Source organism: Promicromonospora sp. NPDC059942 (assembly GCF_042731755.1).
In the GTDB taxonomy this organism is placed as follows: Bacteria; Actinomycetota; Actinomycetes; order Actinomycetales; family Cellulomonadaceae; genus Promicromonospora.
In genome coordinates this window covers 149,232-171,315 of sequence record NZ_JBHWLR010000005.1, presented here as the reverse complement: position 1 = coordinate 171,315, position 22,084 = coordinate 149,232, and the positions used below count along the sequence as shown (strand labels likewise).

At 63.2% G+C, this 22,084-nt stretch carries 15 protein-coding genes and 1 riboswitch; of the genes, 3 read left to right on the top strand and 12 right to left on the bottom strand.

Translation table 11 applies throughout. The features are described 5' to 3' along the window. Nucleotides 1-78: 78 nt before the first annotated feature. Nucleotides 79-1,485 carry a glutamate--tRNA ligase gene (gene gltX, locus ACFV9Q_RS10055; protein WP_377234294.1) on the top strand — a complete coding sequence of 469 codons (1,407 nt, stop codon included), beginning with the start codon at nucleotides 79-81 and terminating at the stop codon, nucleotides 1,483-1,485. Here the strand turns inward: gltX and ACFV9Q_RS10050 are convergent, their stop codons facing one another. The 4 genes from ACFV9Q_RS10050 to ACFV9Q_RS10035 all read right to left on the bottom strand — a co-directional run bounded on the left by ACFV9Q_RS10050 (nucleotide 1,486) and on the right by ACFV9Q_RS10035 (nucleotide 5,404). Then, nucleotides 1,486-2,346 carry a hypothetical protein gene (locus tag ACFV9Q_RS10050; RefSeq protein WP_377234293.1) on the bottom strand — a complete coding sequence of 287 codons (861 nt, stop codon included), beginning with the start codon at nucleotides 2,344-2,346 and terminating at the stop codon, nucleotides 1,486-1,488. A 109-nt stretch (nucleotides 2,347-2,455) separates the two neighbouring features. After that, complete coding sequence (locus ACFV9Q_RS10045) at nucleotides 2,456-3,268, bottom strand: hypothetical protein (protein ID WP_377234292.1); 813 nt, start codon at nucleotides 3,266-3,268, stop codon at nucleotides 2,456-2,458. Next, nucleotides 3,265-4,155, bottom strand: a complete 891-nt coding sequence (locus ACFV9Q_RS10040) for a sulfatase-like hydrolase/transferase (RefSeq protein ID WP_377234291.1) — start codon at nucleotides 4,153-4,155, stop codon at nucleotides 3,265-3,267. Before ACFV9Q_RS10040 ends, ACFV9Q_RS10045 begins: the two co-directional genes overlap by 4 nt. Nucleotide 4,156: 1 nt before the next feature. Further along, nucleotides 4,157-5,404: a methionine adenosyltransferase gene (locus ACFV9Q_RS10035; protein ID WP_377234290.1), complete on the bottom strand. Its 1,248-nt coding sequence runs from the start codon at nucleotides 5,402-5,404 to the stop codon at nucleotides 4,157-4,159. A gap of 272 nt (nucleotides 5,405-5,676) precedes the next feature. Next, nucleotides 5,677-5,792, top strand: a riboswitch (SAM riboswitch). Nucleotides 5,793-5,878: 86 nt separating this feature from the next. On the opposite strand from ACFV9Q_RS10035, the gene ACFV9Q_RS10030 reads away from it, so the two are divergent. Continuing rightward, entirely contained in the window at nucleotides 5,879-6,058 is a 180-nt protein-coding gene (locus ACFV9Q_RS10030; RefSeq protein WP_377234289.1) for a hypothetical protein, read from the top strand. A 63-nt stretch (nucleotides 6,059-6,121) separates the two neighbouring features. Here the strand turns inward: ACFV9Q_RS10030 and ACFV9Q_RS10025 are convergent, their stop codons facing one another. From ACFV9Q_RS10025 to ACFV9Q_RS10015, 3 genes are all read right to left on the bottom strand, one after another. Further along, complete coding sequence (locus ACFV9Q_RS10025; protein ID WP_377234288.1) at nucleotides 6,122-7,363, bottom strand: competence protein CoiA family protein; 1,242 nt, start codon at nucleotides 7,361-7,363, stop codon at nucleotides 6,122-6,124. A 104-nt stretch (nucleotides 7,364-7,467) separates the two neighbouring features. After that, nucleotides 7,468-7,878 carry a hypothetical protein gene (locus ACFV9Q_RS10020; RefSeq protein WP_377234287.1) on the bottom strand — a complete coding sequence of 137 codons (411 nt, stop codon included), beginning with the start codon at nucleotides 7,876-7,878 and terminating at the stop codon, nucleotides 7,468-7,470. Next, a complete protein-coding gene (locus ACFV9Q_RS10015; RefSeq protein WP_377234286.1) occupies nucleotides 7,875-9,041 on the bottom strand; it encodes an ATP/GTP-binding protein in 1,167 nt (388 codons plus the stop codon). Before ACFV9Q_RS10015 ends, ACFV9Q_RS10020 begins: the two co-directional genes overlap by 4 nt. A 237-nt stretch (nucleotides 9,042-9,278) precedes the next feature. Here ACFV9Q_RS10015 and ACFV9Q_RS10010 point away from each other — a divergent pair, with 237 nt between their 5' ends. Continuing rightward, nucleotides 9,279-10,382, top strand: a complete 1,104-nt coding sequence (locus ACFV9Q_RS10010) for a DUF3320 domain-containing protein (protein WP_377234285.1) — start codon at nucleotides 9,279-9,281, stop codon at nucleotides 10,380-10,382. Nucleotides 10,383-10,877: 495 nt separating this feature from the next. Here the strand turns inward: ACFV9Q_RS10010 and ACFV9Q_RS10005 are convergent, their stop codons facing one another. Genes ACFV9Q_RS10005 through ACFV9Q_RS09985 form a run of 5 tightly spaced genes read right to left on the bottom strand, consistent with a single transcriptional unit; the run spans nucleotide 10,878 to nucleotide 22,039 of the window. After that, nucleotides 10,878-12,980: a DUF262 domain-containing protein gene (locus ACFV9Q_RS10005; protein ID WP_377234284.1), complete on the bottom strand. Its 2,103-nt coding sequence runs from the start codon at nucleotides 12,978-12,980 to the stop codon at nucleotides 10,878-10,880. Next, nucleotides 12,977-16,096 carry a DEAD/DEAH box helicase family protein gene (locus ACFV9Q_RS10000; RefSeq protein WP_377234283.1) on the bottom strand — a complete coding sequence of 1,040 codons (3,120 nt, stop codon included), beginning with the start codon at nucleotides 16,094-16,096 and terminating at the stop codon, nucleotides 12,977-12,979. Before ACFV9Q_RS10000 ends, ACFV9Q_RS10005 begins: the two co-directional genes overlap by 4 nt. Nucleotides 16,097-16,098: 2 nt before the next feature. Next, nucleotides 16,099-18,108 carry a site-specific DNA-methyltransferase gene (locus tag ACFV9Q_RS09995; RefSeq protein ID WP_377234282.1) on the bottom strand — a complete coding sequence of 670 codons (2,010 nt, stop codon included), beginning with the start codon at nucleotides 18,106-18,108 and terminating at the stop codon, nucleotides 16,099-16,101. Then, a complete protein-coding gene (locus tag ACFV9Q_RS09990; protein WP_377234281.1) occupies nucleotides 18,105-18,872 on the bottom strand; it encodes a DUF4391 domain-containing protein in 768 nt (255 codons plus the stop codon). The genes ACFV9Q_RS09995 and ACFV9Q_RS09990 overlap by 4 nt, the downstream gene beginning before the upstream one ends. Further along, a complete protein-coding gene (locus ACFV9Q_RS09985; RefSeq protein WP_377234280.1) occupies nucleotides 18,869-22,039 on the bottom strand; it encodes a helicase-related protein in 3,171 nt (1,056 codons plus the stop codon). The genes ACFV9Q_RS09990 and ACFV9Q_RS09985 overlap by 4 nt, the downstream gene beginning before the upstream one ends. Nucleotides 22,040-22,084: the final 45 nt, after the last annotated feature.

The window sequence follows — 22,084 nt, the reverse complement described above, 5'->3', positions numbered from 1 at the left end:
GCCTATGTGTCGCCTCGCGGCGGTCGTGCCACAAACTGTGGCACTCCCAGCCTATCGACGGATGGATAGGCTTCACCGGTGACCAATCCTGAGATTCGAGTGCGCTTTGCCCCTTCACCAACCGGCATGTTCCACGTAGGGAACGCCCGGTCGGCGCTTTTCAACTGGGTCTTTGCGCGCCAATCGGGTGGGTCGCTGGTCTTGCGCATCGAGGACACGGACGCTGAGCGCAGCAAGCCTGAATGGGTGCAGGGCATCCTCGATTCGATGGCCTGGCTCGGGATCGACGAGTCGCAGTACGAGGGCCCTTTGTTTCAGTCGGACTACGTGGGCAAGCATCATGAGGCGATCGACAAGCTTCTCACTGACGGCCGAGCCTATTACTGCGACTGCTCCCGCGACGACGTGATCGCTCGTACCGGGTCGAGCCACAGGGGCTATGACGCCTACTGTCGCGACCGAGGCTTGGAGGCGTCCCCAGGTAGGGCCGTGCGGTTCCGTACACCTGACGAGGGCACCACAGTCGTGGTGGACCTGGTTCGGGGCAAGCCCGAGTTCGAGAACGCGCTGATCGAGGACTTCGTGATTGCGCGTGGCGATGGCTCTCCGGTGTTCCTGCTGGCGAACGTCGTGGACGACATGATCATGGGCATCACACATGTAGTGCGAGCTGAGGAGCACCTGCCGAACGCTCCGAAGCAGCAGCTGATCTGGGAGGCACTGGATGCGCAGCCGCCGGTGTGGGCGCACGCGCCGGTGCTGGTCAACGAGAAGCGGCAGAAGCTCTCCAAGCGGCGTGACCGGGTTGCGCTGGAGGACTTCCGCGCTGAGGGGTATCTCGCCAGAGCGATGCGGAACTACCTGATGCTCCTGGGCTGGGCGCCGTCCGGTGACCGCGAGATCGTGCCTTGGGGTGACATAGTCGCTGAGTTCCGTCTGGAGGACGTCAACCCGTCGCCGGCATTCTTTGACGTCAAGAAGCTGCAGGCGTTCAACGGGGATTACATCCGCGCCATGACGCTTGCCGAGTTCATTGAGGCCGTCCAGCCCTGGCTCGTGTCCGACGACACCCCGTGGTCACCCGCGGCGTATGACCCTGCGGTGTTTGCCGAGCTGGCCGAGCTGGTGCAGACCCGGATCGTGCTGCTGTCCGACGTCGTGGAGATGGTCGACTTCCTGTTCCTCGATGAGCCTGCCGTGGACGAGGCCGCTTGGAGCAAGGCGATGGGAATGGAGCATGCAGCGGGCATCCTGACCGATACCATCACGAGGTACTCACAGGTCGAATGGTCTGTTGACGGTTTGAAGACGGCGTTGGAGGAGATCGGCACGGCGCGGGGCCTAAAGCTTGGTAAGACGCAGGCGCCGGTCCGCGTCGCGATCACCGGCCGTCGTGTCGGACTACCGCTGTTCGAGTCAATCCACGTACTGGGCCGTGAGCGGACCCTGGAACGGCTGAGGGCAGCGTCGCAGCGTCTGGGCTGATCAGCTCGGACTTGCTTGATCTTCAAGAGCGCAGATAGGTGCCGTGCTCGAGGCGCGGTGCGCTCTCTTGAGTTTTCGCTCCATCGAGTTGAGCCGCTGTAGATCGAGGCGGCTGTCACGCGACTTCGGCAGCACCGGTCGGAGACGGTCGACGAGCTCTCGGAAGGTAATTACCGGTTCCTCGCCGAGGACGTAGGTCTCGGCGAGGAACCAGCGCAAGGCGGCAGCGCTGATACCGGCCGCCTGGACGTCGACGACTCGGGTCTTAGGAGCTCCAGTGGCAGGACGTAGCCGCGGCAGGAACACATATGCGGCCCGCTGGTGGGGAGCGAGAACTGCTCGCAATCGCTCCTGGATGCTCGTCGCGTCGATCTTGTCGACGCCGCGGACGATGAGGTTCACCCCTGCCTCGAGGTCATCGACAACGGTGGCCAGATGCCAGAGCACAGTGCCGTCAGACCGTACAAGCCTCACGGTCTGACGCTGGGGTTCCGGGACAACTTGGCTGTTCACGATTCGTGCGCGCGCCAACATGCTCGGATCGACGCCCGTTGCCACAAGATATGCATCCATGGCCGGAAGGTTTAGGGCGGGGCAGCCGTCCTGAACCTTCGTCAGGCCGAGTTCCACCAGGCGATCGACGGCCGTCCGGTAGATCATGTCGCGGCGGGATTGGTGAAGCTCTCCGTGCCGGCCACCGGCGTCGATCGGGATTCCGGCCATCTCGGCAAGCTCGCTACGCAGGCACCACTTGTTCTCTGCCGATGCTCGCGTGCGGTCGGTGTCGTCCCAGCGCAGCAGGACCTGAGCGGTCGCTCCTCTGGAATCGGCCGCAGCGTGAGCCAGCGCAGCAGTCAGCAAGTGGGTCCTTAGTGCTCCGACCTGGAACGACGGGTGGTGAGGTGAGACCCCGAGCCGAGTTCGGAACGGACCCTGAAGGTGCTGGACAGCCGAATGTTCGAGCCAGGACTCAGGCGGCATCGCCGTCCCTCTCCGTGCGTTCGAACTCGCCGAGGCCAAGATCGACTGCGTTGATGATGACGCGTTTCACCGAGGCGAAGTTCGCCTCGCGATCACCGGTGGTCTCCACCGTTCTGACCCACGGCAGGCGAGCCGCGAGCTCGTGGAAAGAACGATTCGCCGCGGAGACGAAGCGTGGCGTGTCGACGTCGCGGGGGCTCTTCTCGCCGGCGACAGTACGTCGTCTGGCGCGCTCGACGACGTCGGCGTCGGGGCAGGAAAGCAGCAGGTGCAGGTCATTGGCTCTGACGGCGGCGTCGGCAGTTGCCAGTGCATCTCTGTCAGCGAGCAGATCTAGACGCCCGGAGACAGCCGAGTAGACCAGTTGGGACAGCGGGCCCCGGTTGGACAACACGATGTCCGCCTTGCGCGGAGCAGGCTCGTGCCCGCGGAGCGACCCCCAGGCTGCTGCCTTGATGCGGTAGTCGGCCACCCAGCGAGAGGCTCCCGGGAGTGCGGCATTCCTGGTGATGAGTGTTCCGGTAAGCGGGCCCAGGGTCGTGCCGTCGCCGGTACCGCCCACCAGACGAACGGTGAGGCCGCTGCTCTCCAGCCATTCGGTGATGAGGTCGATCTGAGTGTCCTTGCCGACGGCTGACGGTCCGTCGAAGACGATCCACGGTGCATCGTTGCCTGACGCTTCAGACCATCCGAGAACGCTGCGGAAACGGTCGGCGAGGATGCCGGGTGCAACCTCGGTAGGCAGGCGGCGGGCGAGCCGCAAGGTGTCGGTCAGCCACGACTCCGTGACGTCTTCGCTCATTGTGGTGCTCCGCTGAGCACACCGGACCACAGCGGGACCGTCGTCACGGTCGAGTGGGGGTGCCCGTGGCCGTATCTGTCACCTTCGCCGAACTCCTCGCCGTGGTCGGCGCAAACCACGACAAGGGGTTCCCTGTCTGCAACGGCGCGGAAGAGGATCCCCAGCTGTCGATCAGCCCATTCGAGGGCTCGAACCTGCAGATCGAGAAGGGTGGCGATCTCGTCACGGTTGAGACCGGGTGAGTCGAAGGTCTTGCCGTCGTGCAGCGCGTACAGGCGCTCGAGTGTCGTTTCTGTCGTGGCGTCGAGTTGGGAGAGCGGTGTCGTGTATGGAATGTGGGTGCCGGGGCAGTTGATGAACAGGAAGGAACGGTCGGCGGCAAGGAAGGCGTCGGCGAGCTCGGCTGCATGGGTAAGGGTGAGCGTCTCGTCGCGGTCCTGGACACGAGTCTGAGCGGCGGTTCGGTTGGGCCGTCCGTAGTAGTGGAAGTCATCGAACAGATCGGGCAGCCAGTTCGCCGGCTCACGGGGGTCGAAGAAGGTAACCCCACCCGCACCGATGATGTGGTGGCCTCGTGCCCGGTGGTGGTCCATGAGCGTGCGGCCGGTGAACCGTACTGCGGCCGTCTTGGCTGAAGGCCTGGCTGCAGCTGAGCGCCAGACGGCGTCGTACAGGTCGCCGCCGATTCGATGGCGGTCACCCAGCAGGGTGGGGATGGCGCCCGCGAAGAAGGCGGTGTGCGCGGGCAACGTATAGGTGCCGGCCGTCTCCGCTCGATGCACCGGCCCGAGACGGTCGAGGTTTGGCGTTCGTGCGCGCTCCGCCGTGTCGTACCGACACGAGTCCAGTGTCACCAGGATGACGTCGCGGTCGTCCAGCGAGCGCATGTCAGCCCTCCACCTGGACTCGAGGATCACGGAACCGCTCGATCGCGGGTGTCTCCAGCAGCCACTTGGTCAGCAGATCGAGGCGGTCGATGCTGTCGTGGACAATCTCGTTGATCATCGCTCGCTGCCCTGTGGTCGCCCGACCTGCGAGGCGGACCCCTGCGAAGGCGGGCTGGTCGAGCTGATCGCCGTTGCGGGACATGACGACGGTCTCGTTGGCGAGCCCGAGCTCGGCGTGAACACGGTCTGCGATGCGCGTTGCAGCGAGCGTGTAGAGCTTGCCGGTGTGGTGCACCGGGTTCTTTCCCGCAAGGGCCTCGACGCCGGCTGAGCGGGACGAGGCGATCACGCCGTCGGCCTTGTTTCCTCGACCAACCAAGCCGCAGTCGCCCTTGCCCAGGGATGTGCCGAACGGCGCGAGGTAGGCGCCGCCGGTCGCGTCCTTGGTGTTGAGGGCAATGCGGACGGGTTCGGTAATGCCGAGTCCCTGCGCGGTCTCGGTTGCGATTGCTGTCGTGTGATCGTTTACCGCGGCGAGCATCGAATCGTAGGAGGCTCTCGACGCAGTTTGTTCCGGATGGAACGGCACGCAAACTGTGATGTCCAGGCCGCTGTCGCTGCGCAGAAGCATGACCTTCACGTCGGCGCCGGCCCCCGGAAACGCCTCAGCGAACGCCTTGCTGTTGATGTGGTTCTCCAGAGCGATGGCGAGCAGCTCAGTGGGAGTGGCCGGGGCGTGTGCCGCACAAAAAGCCGTGTCGTTCGCCCTTAGCTCCGTGGCCTGCTCAGCATCGGCCGCGCCTGTCGGCAGGTAGAAGCTGCTCGGGTGATCCACTGCTGTGCCGCTGGTGTTTTCAACGGAAAGCCGGACGTGGTCGAGGATGCTCGTGCTCCGGGTCGCCTCGCGCAGCACATCCTCATTGGTGGACCTGAAGATCTCCTCGATCGGCATCTCCGTGACGCCGACCGCGCGTGTGAGCTTGCCGAACAGGTACGAGCTGATCGGCTTGTCCACCGTGTAGCCACCGAAGTCGACGGCCGATGCGGCTCCGATCAGCGCGACCTTGTCGACCCAGTGATTCGGCACTACACCCAGCTGGTCCAAGCCGTAGCGGGAGTACCGGCGAGAGAACTCCTCGGCGAGGATGTCAGCCAGAGAATCGGGGTGCCCGATCCCTTTGCGCTCGACGACCTCGAACTCGGACTCGTGCGCCGGTGTGACCGCGCGATTCTCGATTGCAATGTGCATGGCCGTGCTCCCTCCGTGCGAACTTGGGCGGGCACCGAAGCCTCGAATGCCATTGCCAACACTCGTGGCTCGAACGGGGGAATTGCGCCACAGTTTTGTGTCACCCCGGAAGGGGGGTGACACAAAACTGTGGCACTCGTCGACATTGATTTTCCGCAGAGTTAGCGTGGGTGTGCGTTTGTGTAAGAGTCCTTGTAGATGGAGAGCGCTCGAGGACTTTGCCCGCACGGTCTTTGCCTGCCGAGAGAATCCCGGCTAGCAGCCGTGCACAAGGTCGAGAGTGATCAGCTAGACGCCTCCGCGTTCTGGTCCGGCAACCGCGCTCTGTGCGCACGCTGCCCCGGGAGGACGACCAGCCCGTCGCAAACGGCGACGGGAGGTGCGATAGAAGAGAACCGTGGCAGTCGACGAGCACCTCGAAGTCCTTTTTCGTGGATTGTGTCGCTGGGGCATCAGCACCACTACTACGCAGCGATGCTGCACCTCGAGGCCCGGCGTCGCGGTGGCGACAGTCTCAACCCGGAGGAGTCGGCGCGGCTCAAGCGTTGGCTGGACGAGGTTCATTTGCCGAGCGCCGTCGTCCACTACGACCCCGAAACCGTTGATGGCTACGTCTCGAGTGGGCTTGAAGGGCTGCACCAGCAGAACAGCTGAGGGTTGAGTGGTCGCGACGGCACGTTGCGACCACTGGGATTGCCGTCGGGTGCAGAGGCCGCCTTAGGCTCGAGGCGTGCGGCCAGGGACCTGCTGCCACCGGTTGATCTTGCCGCAGACGCGCCATTGTTCGGGCCCGACTGGAGTGACGAGGCCCGTGTCAACGAACGCGGTGAGGTAGGACGTCAGTGCCTCGAAGGCGTGGTCACCGTCATGTACCCACGTGATTGACGCCTCTCGGAGCGCGGTCCAGCAGTCATCGAACGCAAACTCGCGCCCCTGCTTGTTGTAGATCAGAGTTTCGTACAGAACGGCGTGCCAGTGGACCGGGAGCGCTTCGATCGCCCAGTCATGATCGCTCGGGTTCCTCAGCAGCTGGGGAGAATTTCCCCCCACGCGGTGGACCAAGCGGCGTGCCTGCGATGCATGCCAAGCGGCACGCTGCCGTTGTTCCTCTTCCTCCAGCGCCTCTTCGATCGCGCGTTCGGCAGCAGCCTGTTCTGCGGCGGCGCGGGCGGCCCCTCTCATAGCGGCGTCGATTCTTCGCATCGTCGGTGTCACCAGCCCGTGGTCGGGGTCCAAGACACAGGTATCAAGGTCGTCGATGCGCAACCACGCAGTGGATTCCCATGTGCGCAGCCGCGTTGTGAACCGCGAGTCACCAGCTAGCGTGCCGATCTGGAGAGTGGCTGGGTTGATGACGAGCACATGCCGATCCGCCGCCGCGAGCGTTCGTCCAAGCGCCGGTACACGGACGGCGGATGCGAACTTCGGATCCTGTTGAACGCGGGTGTGGCCGACGAGCCACGTGACCGTGACTTCTTCGCGGTCGAGGTCGGTCTGCTTCGCGGCCCAGAGTTCGGTGGGGAAGTGTTTGTACTCGACCTCGAGCGCCAGCCGTTGACCCTCGGGCCAGGTCACCAGAACGTCGGGGCGGCGATTGATCTCGAGCTCGACGTTCTTGAGGGTCTGTTCTTCGACAACGACGGCGCCAATGTTCGCCTCCCGAGTTGCCCATTGAGCGAGCATGGCCTTGGACGCGAGGTGGTTGGCGCTCTCCGGGCCGCCCGGATGCTCGACGGCCGTGACATGGAAGAAGTGGTCTCGCTTCGATCCGCCACGCGTCGAGATCGCTACTTCGCACCCCGGGACGAGACAGGTCCACTCTGCGCGGGCCGTCTTGCGGACTTCCGCTGCCGCGCCTGGAGCGATGAACACTGGCTCACCGGTGATCCGATGACGGGCCCAGACCTGGCGTGTTTCGCGGTTGAGAAAGGCTGCAACCACCTCAGACCCCTGATCCACGACGCGACCCTATATGGCGCATGCTCGGGGAGGAGAGTCTTCCTGCGATGGACCATGCCGGTCATCGGTAGGTGGCCAAATCCGATCCGGCAAGATCGACGACGTTACTGGTGTCCGTCGTTCGCGGTGTTATTGCCGCGACCGCTCTGATCATCGCCAAAGGCTCTCCGGATATCGGTCGAGGCGGGCGGTAGTGGCTGGTCCCACAAAATAGCGAAGGCATCGGTGAGCAGGGGCCAAATTGTCCGCTGCCCGTCCTCGACTGATCGGATGGCGTCCGCGAGCGGTGGTAGGACGACGATGTCATGAGGTATGACGCGCCCCGCCTGATCGAGGCGACCGTCGGGATCTGGAAAGCGCACGGCCACCTGCGCGCCGACACGCCGGAACGCCGTCGGCTCCCCCTCCTTCCCCGCGAACATGCGGTCGTAGACAGGGAGCGGGTCGCGGAACCCACCGTCCCGGAGGAACCGGAACCCCCAAGACCGTCCGCGCGTCGCCCAGATGAGCTTCACTTGCGGCTCTTCACGAGGACACCGTCCTCCACGCCGTGGTCGAGATCGAGTCTGAACTGCGTCAAGATCGCCGTGAGATAGTCCTTCCTCGATCGTGCCTCGGCGTTCATCTCCCGGACCGTTGGCTTGCTGAGTCTGATTGCCGCAGCTAGGGCGGGGATCACGAACTTGTCGATGACCGGGCCAACCTTGGGAATCCGCCTCACTAAATCGCGGAAGACGTTCGGGCCGAGTAGAACCTCTGCGAACACGTCGGCGTTGTCCACGAGTCGATCCAGCCACCTCCGCGGGATGTCAAGCCTCTCCGCCCACTGGACGAGTCTCTCCAGAGGCAGCAGCGTGGCCACCGGCAGGACGAGGTGGATGCCGACTCGCTGACTCACCTCAATCTTGCCTGGTTCGAACCTGGCAGACGAGAGCAGCAGGAAGTCTTCGCCCAGCGACAGCGCTTCAGGGACCTGTACCAGGCCCTTGAGTGCCTCGTGCAACGTGGCGATGTCACCGGCGGCCTGCTCCACCACGAGGTCCTGAAACCCGTGGACGTCGAGGTCAGGGTGACGGTCTGCCTTTGACAACGCGATGATCCAGATGCGGGGGAACTCAGTGAGCGGTTTGCCTTCATCGAGGAGATCATCCTTGAGCCGCAGGATCCCGTCGCGAAGGCCCCAGAACAGAGACTTGAGGTACTTTCCCTCCTCGTCCGCATAATCGAGAAGCTTCTGGCCGTCGACAAGAACCAGGGCGACGTCAGACCGTAGCAGCGACCGGAATGCCTCGAGGCGGCGCTTCGCTTCTTCTTCGCTGCTGGGTTCCTCCTCAAACCATTCGCCTGGGTAGTCGTGCCATGTGAGCCGCAGCGCGTCGAAGGGCCTCGCCTTGGCAGCCTTGGCGTCGCCGTGGTCTTTCGGTTTGATCGTGAACGAGTACGGGGTCGCCGCGAAGCGGGTAGGACCTGGCACCGTTGCGGCATTCTTCATGCCGAGGTAGTTCTGGCGCAGGCGATTGCCCTGACCAGTGTCGTCAGCGATGACGTGGAACAGGCTCTCCTTGAGGAACGCCTGCTCCTGCGCTGCACCGTAAAACGACGAGACCAAGACGGTCTTGCCGCTGCCGCTCCCACCGAACACGGCAATGTGCTGTTCTGGCACCCGATTCGCTGTCACGGCTGTGACGATACTCGCGGATGGGAGCGCGAAGTACCGTCGGAGGCGAGAACTCACCAAAGTCACCCGGTTGGCAGTTTCTCCTCCGCAGAACCCGCGCGTAACCGCAGGTAGCGGCGATAGGATTAGGACAAACTACTCGCCCCGCGACGACGGCTGCCCACCACGGCGGTCGTCGCGCTTCGCCGTCGGGAGACCTGGTTGACCTTCGTACCGCGTGACTCCGTCCGAGCAGGCTTGGATCACCTTGAGACGCGTCTTGATCCGATTATCGCGTCACGTCTGGCAGCAGACCTTCAGGGGCTCTCATGGACCGCTGTCCTTACGGAACTGGACCGAGCAAAAGGCAGAACACCCGGCCACTACAACACTCGCGACATCCAGTGCCAGCTTCGTGTCCTGACCGAGCGCTTAGGTCGGATCGGCTTCCCGTTCGATGACGATCGTCGACGGCCTCGCTACGTTTCGAGTCTGGCGAACGAGCTCCGCATCATGCGCAACGCTGAGAAGCACAACGACGAGATCACCACGGCCGATGCCTGGCGCTTCCACGACACGTCGCGGCGGCTTCTGGCGCAATTCGGCGACGAAGCGGGTCTGCCGCCGGTGACTGACCTTCATAAGGCCGCGTTCGAAGCGTTGGTTCGAGAATCGGGGATCGAAAGTCACGCACGGCCCACATCAGGACTTGACGAGCCTTCGGCAGCCGAGTCCGAGTCGGACCAGGAGACGGTGGCCGAACCGCACGAGGATGAGTTGGTCGAGCCGGACCAGCAGGTCCTGGAGCGCGACGATCCCGAGACGACACCGACGATCGGCTCAACCCGTCCTGCGTACGACCCCTGGGTCCCGGTGCGCCTCGGTGACACCGAGGTCCTGGACAACGTGGCCCGCAAGGCGAATAAGGACCGCATCCGGGCAGCCGCAACTGAGATCGTGGAGTTCGAGGGACCGATCCACATGGACCGCCTGATTGTCCTCATTGCGCACTCGTTCGACGTACCTCGGCTGACGACGAAGCGCTGGCAGAAAGTCGAGCGACAGGTACGCCAGCTCGGACTGCACCTCGACGCCGACAAGTTTCTCTGGCCGTCGAATCTCGACCCGAACACGTGGACCGAGTTCCGCCCGAATGACAGCGATGCTGGCCGGGAATTCCTGCACATCAGCCCTGTCGAGATCGCCAACGCCAGACGCCTCATCCGCCGCCGCTCGCCAGAGCTCAAGCTCGAAGGTCTTGATGTTGCCACGCTGCGCACCTTCGGTCGCAAACGCCGCACCCGGTCCGTCACGACGCACCTGGCACGTGCTGCAGCCGTAGAGCGGCCCGATCCAGTCTGAGCTGCGGCTATCACTTCCGCGGTCGGAGCTCCTCCGGTAGCGGCTTGCTGTGCACGACGGCGAGTTCCCTGTTCGGACGGGTGAGCGACGTGTACAGAGGGCCGCGCCGACCGAAGTTTTGTAGGAGATCGGCCGGCTCACTTACGACGACACCGTCGAACTCAAGCCCCGAGCCTCGTCAAGCGGCACGACGACCTGTGCCCCTCCGGATAGGCGCTCAGCAGCCGGTCGAGCTCGGCACGCACGGGGCTCTCGGTCGTGCTCGGGTGATGACCGGAGCGGGACCGTCTTGCTGGAACGCGACGAGTGCACGCTCCTTCCACCTCCAAATCTCAGACGACCCGGCACGATGTCGTCACGTCAATGACGCACTCGACAGGTGGCCTGACGACGAGAGCCCGTGAGAGTTTGCGGCGTTCGAGCGCTGCGTTCAGGTCTCCTAGTCCGGGTGGTAGCCGAAGCGCGATTCGCCGATGAAGGAGTTCATGGCTGCTGTCACTCCGTGCCGAGCTGGTACTCGTATGCCTGGCGGACAAGGCCTATGACATACATGAAGTCCGAACCCTCGTCGAGTGTCACCTCTGTCGGTCCATTGCCCCAGTGGCCCTTTCCGCTGACGTCGTACGCGAGGTCCCGCTCGTCGTTTAGAGCCTCGATCGGGATATTCAGGCTCAGCCGGAGCCGGCCTACCTGAGGTACAACGTCCACGAAGTTCGTCTCCGCCTTGAACGCGACGTACAGCTTGAGGAACGTTCGCGTGATCGCGGGGTCGAGCGCTAGGACTTCGCTGGTGAACCGCTCGAAGAGCTCTCGCCGCTGTGGCGGTAGCAGGTTCGGGTGGTCCTCGATGGTGAACCCGGTGGTGGACTTCGGCGATGTGAACGTTGCTGCTATCTGAGGATCGATGACGGGGCGTCGCCAGATGCCGGTGGCACGCTCGGCGAGTTCAGCCGCACGCGCCTCGATCTGCTCCGGCTCCCAGACCTCAAGTTGGCCGAGGCCCTGGTTAAGTCGAAGCGGCGAGTCCTTGAAGCCGCCATTCATGTCCCGCTTCTTTTCAAATGGGTGGTCCGAGTACTCCGAGTTGTACCCGGTTAGCGTGAGGTTGCCCAGCGTGTGCAGGTACTTCACCTGGATCGCTTGCCAGTCGTCGCCGAGCGCGGCTCGCCAGGGCTCAGGCAGGTTCTCGTTCTGGGGCAGGATGTGCTCGATCGAATACTCCTCGATCGACACGCGCTCCTTTCTCCCGTGGTTCTCAAGCACACGCAGGAAGTACGACCTCCGTTGGAAGTTGTAGAGATCGCTCGTGCGGAGCGCCTCGACGAACTCGGCGTCGGTCGGGAAGGTCCGGTAGCTCTTCATTCCGAGGAAGTGCGCCTTGACGCTGTCGACGTATCGGTCCTTGCGGATCGACTTGCTGAACGTAGCGAATGTAGTGTTCAACGAGTTGGTCGGGATCCGGCACACGGCTCGGCGGAAGATGTACGAGGTAACCATCTCGACGATCTCGAGAAGCTCGGTCTCGGTGATCGTGTCGAGCTCGTAGTCCGTGTACGCCTCGAGGAGGAACGGGTACACGACATCGGCCTTGATCTGGTCGAGGTCCTTGAACACGGCGCGGAGCCCCGGCCGCTTCTCCAGGTCGAGCGCTATGGCGCAGTACCTGCGCGAGTACTCGCGGAGCCGGACGACGAGGTCGGTCACGGACTCGCCGGCCCTGGCCACGGCGCTGGCGTAGTCCTTGAACGCCTCGTAGATGTCGTCAACGCGCGGGATGCTACCGGTCGCCACGGTGAGGAAGTGGCGCACGAACTGGTCGAACTGAGTCTCGTAGGCACCAGCCCCGAAGTCGACCTCCATCGGTCGCCAGTACTGGGTATACAACTTCTCCTGAGCACTGGGCTTGAGGTCCATCAGGACGAAATTGCGGATCAGATCAGCCTGCGACAGTTTCTTACCGGTCGAGTTCATCGCCTCGAAGACGAGCTGTGGGTTGTCAATGCCTCGCTCGAGGCGGACATCGACGACGACGAGCTTGGCCAGGCCTCGGCAGATGACTGCAAGGTCCGTGCCCGGTGCGGCCAGCAGCCGGCGGATGAGCTCGTAGTTCTCCACCACTCGGCTGGGCTCGTGATCGTCCAGGCTCATTCGGTCCACGACCGCGAACAGCGCGGCGCGGTCGCCCTGCGACAGGACGAGCTTGTATCTGCGTTCGCCCTCCTCATCGTCGTTGATGAGGTAACGGTTGCGGATCTTGCGCGGCGAGAACCCGTCCACAGGCTCCCGCTGATCCTCAGGGAGTTCTTCCAGCTGCTTGGTGAGAGCCGCCAGTAGCAGCGTTACTGTGGTGACGCGCTGCTGACCATCGATGATGAGATTGGGCTCGATGTCGGTGATCGCGCCCTGAGCCTTCTCGACGTAGACGACGGATCCCGTGAAGTGAGCACCGAGCGAGTTGTTTGACCCCGCGCGCAGGATGTCGGCCCATAGCTGCTCGACCTCGCCGCGGGTCCACGCGTAGGCCCGCTGGTAGATAGGGACGACGAACTGGTTGCTCTTCTTCAGCAGCGTCAGGAGCTGTGCGTCGACGGCTTTCATCTCTGTGCCCTCCCGCCGACAAGTCCCGTTCCGTCGAGCACCCCATTGAAGTCATCCATCGTCGTCACCGTCTGGTAGTCCAGGTCGGCGATCCCGACACGTTCCGCGACCGTGTCGAAGTGGACCTCTGCTGCGAGAATCTTCCCCTTCTCCGCCATGCGGAGACCCTCGATGTTCGGCGTTCCCTTCGTCTCGAAGACGATGTACCGGCTGCCGTCAGGCAGCTCGACGAGTACTGCCCAGTCAGGGACGTACGAGCCGAAAGGTGTCGGGACGCGGAAAGAGTCCGGGAGTTTGACGAACGCCTTGACGTCCTCCCTGCGGAGGAGATTGAGCGCGAACTCCTTCTCGACACCGGACTGAGCAACTACATGCCGGTAGGGCGATTTGGTGGCGAATGAGATCGCCATGCCATCGCGGTCAGAGACGATGTTGCCGCTCGCACCCTCGTAGCCCTGGAGGTCTGCGTTGTTCAGCAGTGACAGGGGATACCAACGCTCATCCGCCGGGCGGTCGTCGGCCACAAGGTCGTATTGGAGGCCCTTGAGGAGGAATGCCTCTTTCGTCTCGTTCATGAGCCGCGAGACGCGGTCCACATAGGCCTGTGGGTTCCGCACAAACTGAGGGAGCGTGCCCGAGTTGGTCAGTACGTGAGCGATAGTTGCTCGCGTTAGCTGCGTCCGGTCGGCAAGGACCGAGAGGATGTCCGGCAGGTCCTCACTGTCCGCGTAGGTGACGTCAGCGCGGCGGATCGCGGAGACGTCCGCGACGAGACCGCTCTGGTCGATCTTCTCTACACGCGACGTCTGCCATTCGCCCTTGCGCGCCGGCACGGGGATCATCCGCTGCAGAGCCTTCACGAGGGCCAGCTGCAGTTCCGTCTCGTCTACCTGGACCCGGTACTCGGTGCGGTGCTTGATGCGGTCCCAGAGCGCCTGGAATTCGGGGCTTTCGATTCGCTCCTCGACGATCGGCACGGGAATGCGGTCACCGGCCTTCTTGATGTCGATCGGACGAGCGAGGCGCTTGATCAGGTCGAGGACCTTGATCTGGCCAGACTCGTCCGCGACGACGTCGCTCACGAGAGCCTTGAGCTCTTCGCTGCCCTCTTGGACCGCCTTGCGCAAAACGTCTTGTACCTTTCCGGCCGGGTCGATGTATCCGCCGACGAGGAGGGCGGTAACAAGGTTCTCTGCGGCGGCGGTGCCTACCTTGATCGGCTTGCCGGTCTCGGGATCCGAGAACTCGATCCGGGCGATGCTGTCCGCGGTGACCTTGCCGAACGGGATGCCGAGGTCCTCGGCGATCTCGTGCTGGAGCTGCTCGGCGAACTCTTCGTACGACTCGTTTGCGATTACCGTGAGCCGGTTGACGTGGAATCCGTGCACCCTGTTGCCCGTACCGTCCACGCAGAGACGAAGCCCGCGGCCGACGCTCTGCCGACGCCAGCGCTCGGAACCCATGTTCCGCAGTACGCAGATCTGGAAGACGTTTGGGTTGTCCCAGCCCTCCTGCAGCGCTGAGTGCGTGAAGATGAAGCGGATCGGGGTGCCTGGTGTCGTCAGCCACGCCTTGCGCTTCATGATTTGCTCGTAGGCAGCTTCGGCTGCCTGGCGGCCGGCGGCAGTCTTCTCCGATGTATCGATGAAGCGCTCGGCGCCGCTCTTCTTGTTCCGGTCGACGGAGAAGTAGCCCTGGTGTGCCTCAGTGGCCACGGCGTCGGGCAGTTGCGAGCCGAGCAGCGTTGTGAACTCCGGCTCGGAGGTGATACGTGCGTACTCCTCCTCGAAGATCCGCGCGTACTCGCCGGGGTGAGCGTTCCCATCCTCGTCGTACACCCGGTACTTACTCACCGAGTCCACGAAGAACAGGCTCAGCACCTTGATGTCGCGCCGGTGAGTGCGGAACTCCTCCTCCTTGCGTAGGTGCTGACGGATGGTCTGCGCGATCATCTGCCGGGACTTCTCGCCAACGTTCACCTCGGCCCCGATCGACTCGCCGGGGGCGAGTGCCTTTGCCACGGTGTCGAAGCGGATGTACTCGGGCTGCACCCCGACTGCCGACACGGTGAGATTCGAGTACAGCGTGCGGCCGGTTATGTCGCCGAGGTTGTCGCCGTCGCGAACCGTCACGATCCTGCGATGAACCCCCGTGCCGTTGTCGGCGTCGACCTCGATACGTGCCGAGAAGTTTCCAGCACTTCGTTTCACGCTCTTGAGCTGGACATAGGGGGTGGTCCCACTTGATTCGGTGACGAGGGAGTCAACCTCGATCTGCTTGACGAGCTGCTTCTCGTACGCCGCGATAGCGTCAAGCCGATAGACCAGGTTGCCTCTGTCAAACTTCGGATGCGTTGCCGAGTAGCGAAGAACGGCGAGCGGGTGGAGCCGGGTGATACCGATCCTGCCGCGCCCGAGCTTCTTGCGCGGGTTACCGTCGTCGCCGTAGACGCTCTGTGGCTCGTCGACTATCACGATCGGCCTGGTTTCGCGGATCAGGTCGATCGGGACCTCGTTGTCGAGCTTCTCCGTCGGCTTGAAGATCATGTTGGAGTCTTTGTTGATCGACCCGACCGTCATGACCATGATCTCAATGCCGGACGACGTCGCGAAGGTCCGCACCTGGCTGGGCTGGTTGCCGTCGTACTGGAAGAACTGCATCGGCGGGTTCGCGTACAGCGAGCCGAGGTGTTCCCGGAGCATTTCCAGCGACGCAAGCACCCCTTCCTTGATCGCCACAGACGGAACGACCACGATGAACTTCTTGAAACCGTACCGCTCATGGAGCTCGTAGATCGTGCGCAGGTAAACATACGTCTTGCCAGTACCAGTCTCCATCTCGACCGTGAAGTTCACGGACTCGAGCGAGCTTTCCGGGCCGAAGCCAGCCGTCTCCTGGACTCCCTGCAGGTTCTCCAGGATCGTCTCGCTGTCCAGGCTGAGCCGGTTGGCGACACCGGTGCCCGAGAATCCTGTGCCGGGCAGCGTGTCGCGGGCTTCCGGATCTGCCTGGACCGTGAATTGGGACGTCAGCGCATCCTCGCCTCTGAACAGGTCGACCACGGCATTGATCGCGGCGCGCTGGTAGTCCAGATCGGCTTCGAAAGAGAACTTCATCGTCAGATGCTCCGCAGGGTCGTGACGCCGGCCTGATCAAGCGCTGCCGCCAGGTTGAGCTTGGCCGAGGAGTCTTGAAACCCGCTGTCGCGCACGACGACAGTGACATCCGAGTCGACAATGTTCTTGTCGCGCCACGCAACGATCGCCTTCGCGACTTCGTTCGACAGATCCGTGGTGATCTCGGTGCCGAAGTAGGCGTAGAGCGTCCCGCCGCCCAGGCTGTAGAGGGTGCTTCCCGCCACCTGGCGCTTCTCCAGGGGCGTCGTCAGATCGATACCTAGGCGCAGCATCATCTCGACCAGCAGGTCGTCAGTGGTGCGTCCCTCTACTAGGTTCTCCGTCGACTCCAGGAGTGTTGTGACGATATCCTCCGCGGCCTTCTTGCCGTCCCACGGCAGGAGGTTCGAGGACGCCAGGCGGTATGAGCGGAAACCGAGGTCGATGTCGGTCGACTCAAGCGTCAGATTCTCGGCGACCTTCCTGCCAGCGCGGCGGAGCCGCTCACGAGTGATGTCCGCGATCGTGGCGTACCCGTCGCGGTTCACTGGTTCGTCGAGCTGGACGAGGATAAAGCGGCGACGTCCGCCGTCAGCAGCGTTGAGGTCCATAACGGCGTGACCCGTAGAACCGGAACCCGCGAAGAAGTCGAGCACAAGTGCGTTGGGATTGTTGGCGCTGGCCAGACCGATCCAGTCGGCGATGACGCTGGAATCCTTGGGAAAGTTGAATACGTCGCTGCCAAGGAGGTCTCGTAGTGCGAGGCCAGCAGCGTTTCTATCCCGCTCAAATACGGACTCTGCCACGTGGCTGTCCATCTGATCCAGAAAGGTCTTTGCGCTCGGGACCTTCGACTCGTCAGTCCCAAAGTTGATAAGTCCAGCATCGATGCGGCGCTGCATCTCCTCGCGAGAGTATCGCCAGCCATTCGCCGGGGGGCTGATCTCCGCGCCGGTAATCGGGTGTGTGAGGGGATACCTAAGGTTGGGACGCGGGTTCGGACTGATGGTTGAACCGTCAGTTCGAATGGGTCGGCCATCCTGATCTAGGGTCGTAAACCGGGTTACGGCGTCGGTAGGAATTCCTGATGCCTTGAACGATCGCATCCATTCGCGCCATTCCTTCTGAGCTTTAGTGGGATCGCCTTGATGCTTCGACCAGATCTCTTTGGCGGCTTGCAGGGCCTCGTCAACTCCAGGTTTCCGTTCGCGCCATCGGATATCGCGAGAGCGTAGAAGGCCCTGATCTTTTGCATAAATTAGCATGTAGTCATGGCTCACCGAAACGAAGCGAGAGTCGTTTTTGCGGCCACCTTGCCACGTGATATTTGCGATGAAGTTTTCTGCACCGAGAACGCGGTCCATGAGCAACTTCAGTCGGGCGTGTTCGGTGTCGTCGATGGCGACGATGATGACGCCGGTCTCCTTCAGCAGTGAGTGGGCCGTGATGAGACGGGGGTACATCATGGAGAGCCATTTAGCGTGACGTGACGCCCCGGAACGGCGGTCCTCGGCGCGGCTTGATTCCCCTCCTCGCTCAGTGACCCCGTCCTCATCTCGCAACCCCGCATCGGCCTCGTATTCTGCGAGGGACGACATCCGGGAGTCGTCGTACACGAAGTCGTTGCCCGTGTTGTATGGCGGGTCGATGTAGATCACATCGACCTTGTTCGTATATCCGCGACGCAGGTTGCGTAGCACCTCAAGGTTGTCGCCCTCAATGACGATGTTGCGTGTCGTATCCCAGTCCACCGACTCCTCAGGCTTCGGCAGGAGTGTTCCGGTCGCCGGCAGCGTCGCGAGCCGGCGGGTTTCCGACATTCCCGGCCATCGAAGGCCGAACGGTTCGGTACCAGCGGGCTCGGCGTCCTGGCCGAGGAGGTCACGCAGCACGTCGAGATCGACCCTGCCGTCGGCGACGGCGTCAGGAAACAGTCTGGCGAGCTCGTCGAGGTTGCGGCGTGCTTCGCCGGGCCCGCTCGTCTCCTTGATCGGCGTGAAGTCGGTACTCATTGGGTGGGGCTCTCCTCGTCGTGCTTCGTGTACTCGGGCGCGTAGAGCGCCGTCTGCGTCTCGGCGATGTCGCGGCGTAGCCGGCTCGCCGTCGCGTTGAGGTCGATCTTGCGTTGGATGTTCTTCTCGCGCCTCACATCTCGGATGACCGTGTTGAGCTCACTTTCCAGGTCTATCAACCGACGGCGGAGGCCTATCGCCTGCACAGCGGTGAGCGCTTCGGACGCTGGGCGTCCGCCAGCTGCGGTGATTCGGACGATGTCGCAGTACAGCGCCCAGAGGTCCGACCGATTGATGCCGCTCAGAGTCAGGGCCCCGTCTGCGATCTCGTCGGTCGGAACGATCAGTGAGGCTTCGATCACGGACGTCGTGCGCGTGCGGTCGGACAAGCTCAGGCGTGTCACGGCGAGAGCCATGTACGGGACGCCGTCGGCCAGGGCGATCTGAAGGATGATCGGACGCGGCGTGTTTCGGTGCAGCAACTCGGAAACGCGCCTGATGTCGCCAGACCGAGCACTCGCCGTCAGGGCGACATTCAGGACCGGGATGATGTCGACCTCATGGTCGGCGTCCTTGAAGCCACGGACACCGATCTTCTCCGGCCGCAAGACGCCAACGGCGGTCGCCTGGGCGACGATCCGGTTCAGGTATCGTGCGTCGGCCGGCGCCTCATTTTCGTACTGCCCTGACAGGTCCTTCTTTGTCAGCCGGTTGTGAATGCGTGCGTCGTCGGGCAGCGCGAGCAAGTCAAGGATGTCGGTCACGGGATAACCGCCACCCATGCGACGACGTCGATGGACTCCAAGCCAGGCACGGAGGCGTCCGCACCGAGGAGCGACGGTCCTGCCGAGAAGATCGAAGCGGCGAGCTTTTCCTCGGCACGGCCGGATGCCGCGCGGACCGCGGCGTCGAGCAGGTTCCGGTAGTGCTTCATGGAACGCCCCTGCCGAGTCGCCTTCTCGAACTCGGTGAGGACCTCGTGGTCGGGCTCGACGCGGTCGAGGCAGTGCCGACGCAAGACGTCCAGAGCGCGCTTCGGCTCCTCGACAGGATGCGCGAGCGTACCGTCGTCGGTGACGTAAGCGAGGACGTACGGCGCGAGCGGGTACGACTTGGAGAACGAGAAAGCGTCGTCGCGCACGTGCAGGAGGAAGACCGCACCTGGGCCAAGGCCTTCCGATGCGAGGCTCTGGTCGAAGCGGGTGACGCCGAAGAGGGCAAGCGGCCATTTCGTCAGGCGTCGGAGCTCGCGGCTCGGGCGCGAAGCGGCGTCCATGCGGAAGTCCGAAAGCGTGAGATCCGTGATGGAGAGGCCGCCGGCGAGGTCCTCCATCGTCGGTGCAGCCTCCATCATCTGGTGCAGCTGCTTGCGCCGGTACTCCAGGTCGTTCATCTCCTGCGGATCGAGGACATTCTCGTCGCCAGTGGCCGACACATCGAGCAGCTTCATGCGGCTGGAGACACGCGTCTCGAGATTGATGTAGGAGTCGAGGTCCTTCGTCGGCCAGAAGTTCACGAGCTGCACGGCGGAGTTACGTGAGCCGAGCCGGTCGACACGACCGAAGCGCTGGACGATCCGGACTGGGTTCCAGTGGATGTCGTAGTTGACCACTGTGTCGCAGTCCTGGAGGTTCTGGCCCTCGGAGATCGTGTCGGTGGCGATGACGATGTCGATCTGCGGCGCATCTGGGTCACCGCCCTTTGACCGGGGCGAGAACGCAGTGAGGATGCTGTGCATCTCGCGTCGGACACCCGGAAGGGTCGTCCGAGGTGTCTGCCCCGTGATGAGCGCGACATGGATCCCCAGCTCGTCGACAGCCCAGTCGGCGACGTGCTCATACAGATGCTCTGCGGTGTCGCTGAATGCAGTGAAGATCAGCGCCTTGCGGTTGCCGTCGTTCGTGGGGTTCAGTGCCTTGTCCCGGAGGAACTCTTTGAGCTTGGCCAGCTTCGCGTCTCGTGGGGTGTCAACCTTGCGTACTTCTGCGAGGAGGTGGGCGATGTTTGAGCGGTCGCTGAGAAGCTCGGCGCGCCACTTGATCAGGTCGAGATCCTGGAGGAAGACCTTGACACTGCCACCCACCACTGCGTCCTCGAACTGCGGGTCCGCCAAGTCCAGCTTGTCGAGCCCGTCCATGTCATCCACGGAGACGCCGGGGGTGCCGGACCGCTCGAACTCGTCGATCCGCTCGATCGCACGATCGATCGTTCCGAGGATCTTCTCCAGCGTCATGCCGAGCGAGCGAACAGAGGACTCCAGACGCTTGAGGAGTCCAACGCGGAGCAGATGGACCACGTTGTTCTCGCGGTCGAGCTGGGACCACTTCCGCCGGCCACCTGTGCGGAGCGCTTGGTCGTACATCTCAGAATACTTCGTCGAATGCTTCGCCTGGACGTACGAAGTTGGCTTGTACGCGGCCAGCGTGAGCCTCAGGATCGCCCGGTTGATCTCCTCCAGGGAGATCATCTCGCCCTGACTATCGATGTCGGGCGTGAAGTTGATGGGCTTGAGGCGCTCAGGGAACTTCCCGGTGTCTTCGACGCCGTAGTACTTCTCGATGTGCTTGCGGGACCTAGCGATGGTGACGAGGTCGAGGAGACGGATGTAGTCCATCCCGAGCGTGTGAACAAGGGTCTTGGCGGTGCGGCGCGACTCGGGAGCCTTCTGCCAGGCGTTGAACTTGGTCTGTGCCTGTCGCAGGGTCGAGGCGATGTCCTTGATCCCGTCGTCCACCAGGGCCCGGTCATCGCCCTCAGTCGCGAACAGGACCTGGTTACGCAGGTCCGCGAGGCGAGTGTTCACCGGCGTGGCGCTCAACATGAGGACCTTGGTCTTTACACCCGCCTTGAAAACCGCGTTCATCAGTCGCTTGTAGCGCGTGATGCGACCCTTGACCTGCGGGTTATTGCGGAAGTTGTGAGACTCGTCGATGACGACCAGGTCGTAGTTGCCCCAGTTGACGTGTGAGAGATCGATGTCGCCGGATTGTCCGCTTGTACGACTGAGATCCGTGTGGTTCAGGACGTCGAAGTTGAACCGGTCGTCGAGGAGCGGGTTGCGTCCGTCGTTCGTCCGGTAGAGCGTCCAGTTCTCCCGTAGCCGCTTTGGGGCCAGGACGAGCACGCGGTCATTTCGCAGCTCGTAGTACTTGATGACCGCGAGAGCCTCGAAAGTCTTCCCGAGGCCGACGCTGTCGGCGATTATGCAGCCGTTGTGACGCTCAAGCTTCTGAATGGCGCCGAGGACTCCGTCACGCTGAAACTTGTAGAGTTTGTTCCAGACGGTGGTGTCGTAGAAGCCGGTCAGGCCGCGCTCTGCCGTCTCTTCGCCCGCCTCCTCGACGAAGTCTCTGAAGAGTGCAGTCAGGATTCGTAGGTAGACAGACTCCGGAGCGTTGTCCCGGTACAGGACGCGGGCAGCCTCGAAGAAGTCCTCCTGCGCCGGCACGGTTGCGGTCGTGTCATGCCAGAGGCGCTCGAACTGGAGGGCGACCTGCTGCACCTGGTGCAGATCGGTCAGCTCCTGGGGGAAGTGAAGGTCGGGAGACGGGACCAGGCCAAGGCTCTCTGCCTCAAGGCCGGCGCCCTTGACTGCGTAGGGGAATGGTCCGTCGACTGTGGTCCAAGCTTCGCGGGTACGGCGGTTCAGCGTCCGGACCTGCATCCGGTCTTCCGCCCAGGAGACGAACTCGCGGGCGACGCGGTGCTGGTCAAGCCTGGAGCGCTGGAGGTTCTCCTCGCTCAAGCCGTTGAGAGGGTGGGCAGTCAGGCTGCCGTTCCACATAATGAGGCGGATCTCGTCTTCGGACAGTTCGTCCTTGAGCACCTCGTACACGTAGATCGAGAACGACTCGGACAGGGCATCGAGGCGCGCGGCACCTGTGAGGTGCTTGCGCAGCCGGTCGACGGGACGTCCGGCGTCTTCGGTCATGAAAGGTTGCCTCCCGAGCAGATGACATGGTCAGAGGCCCGCACC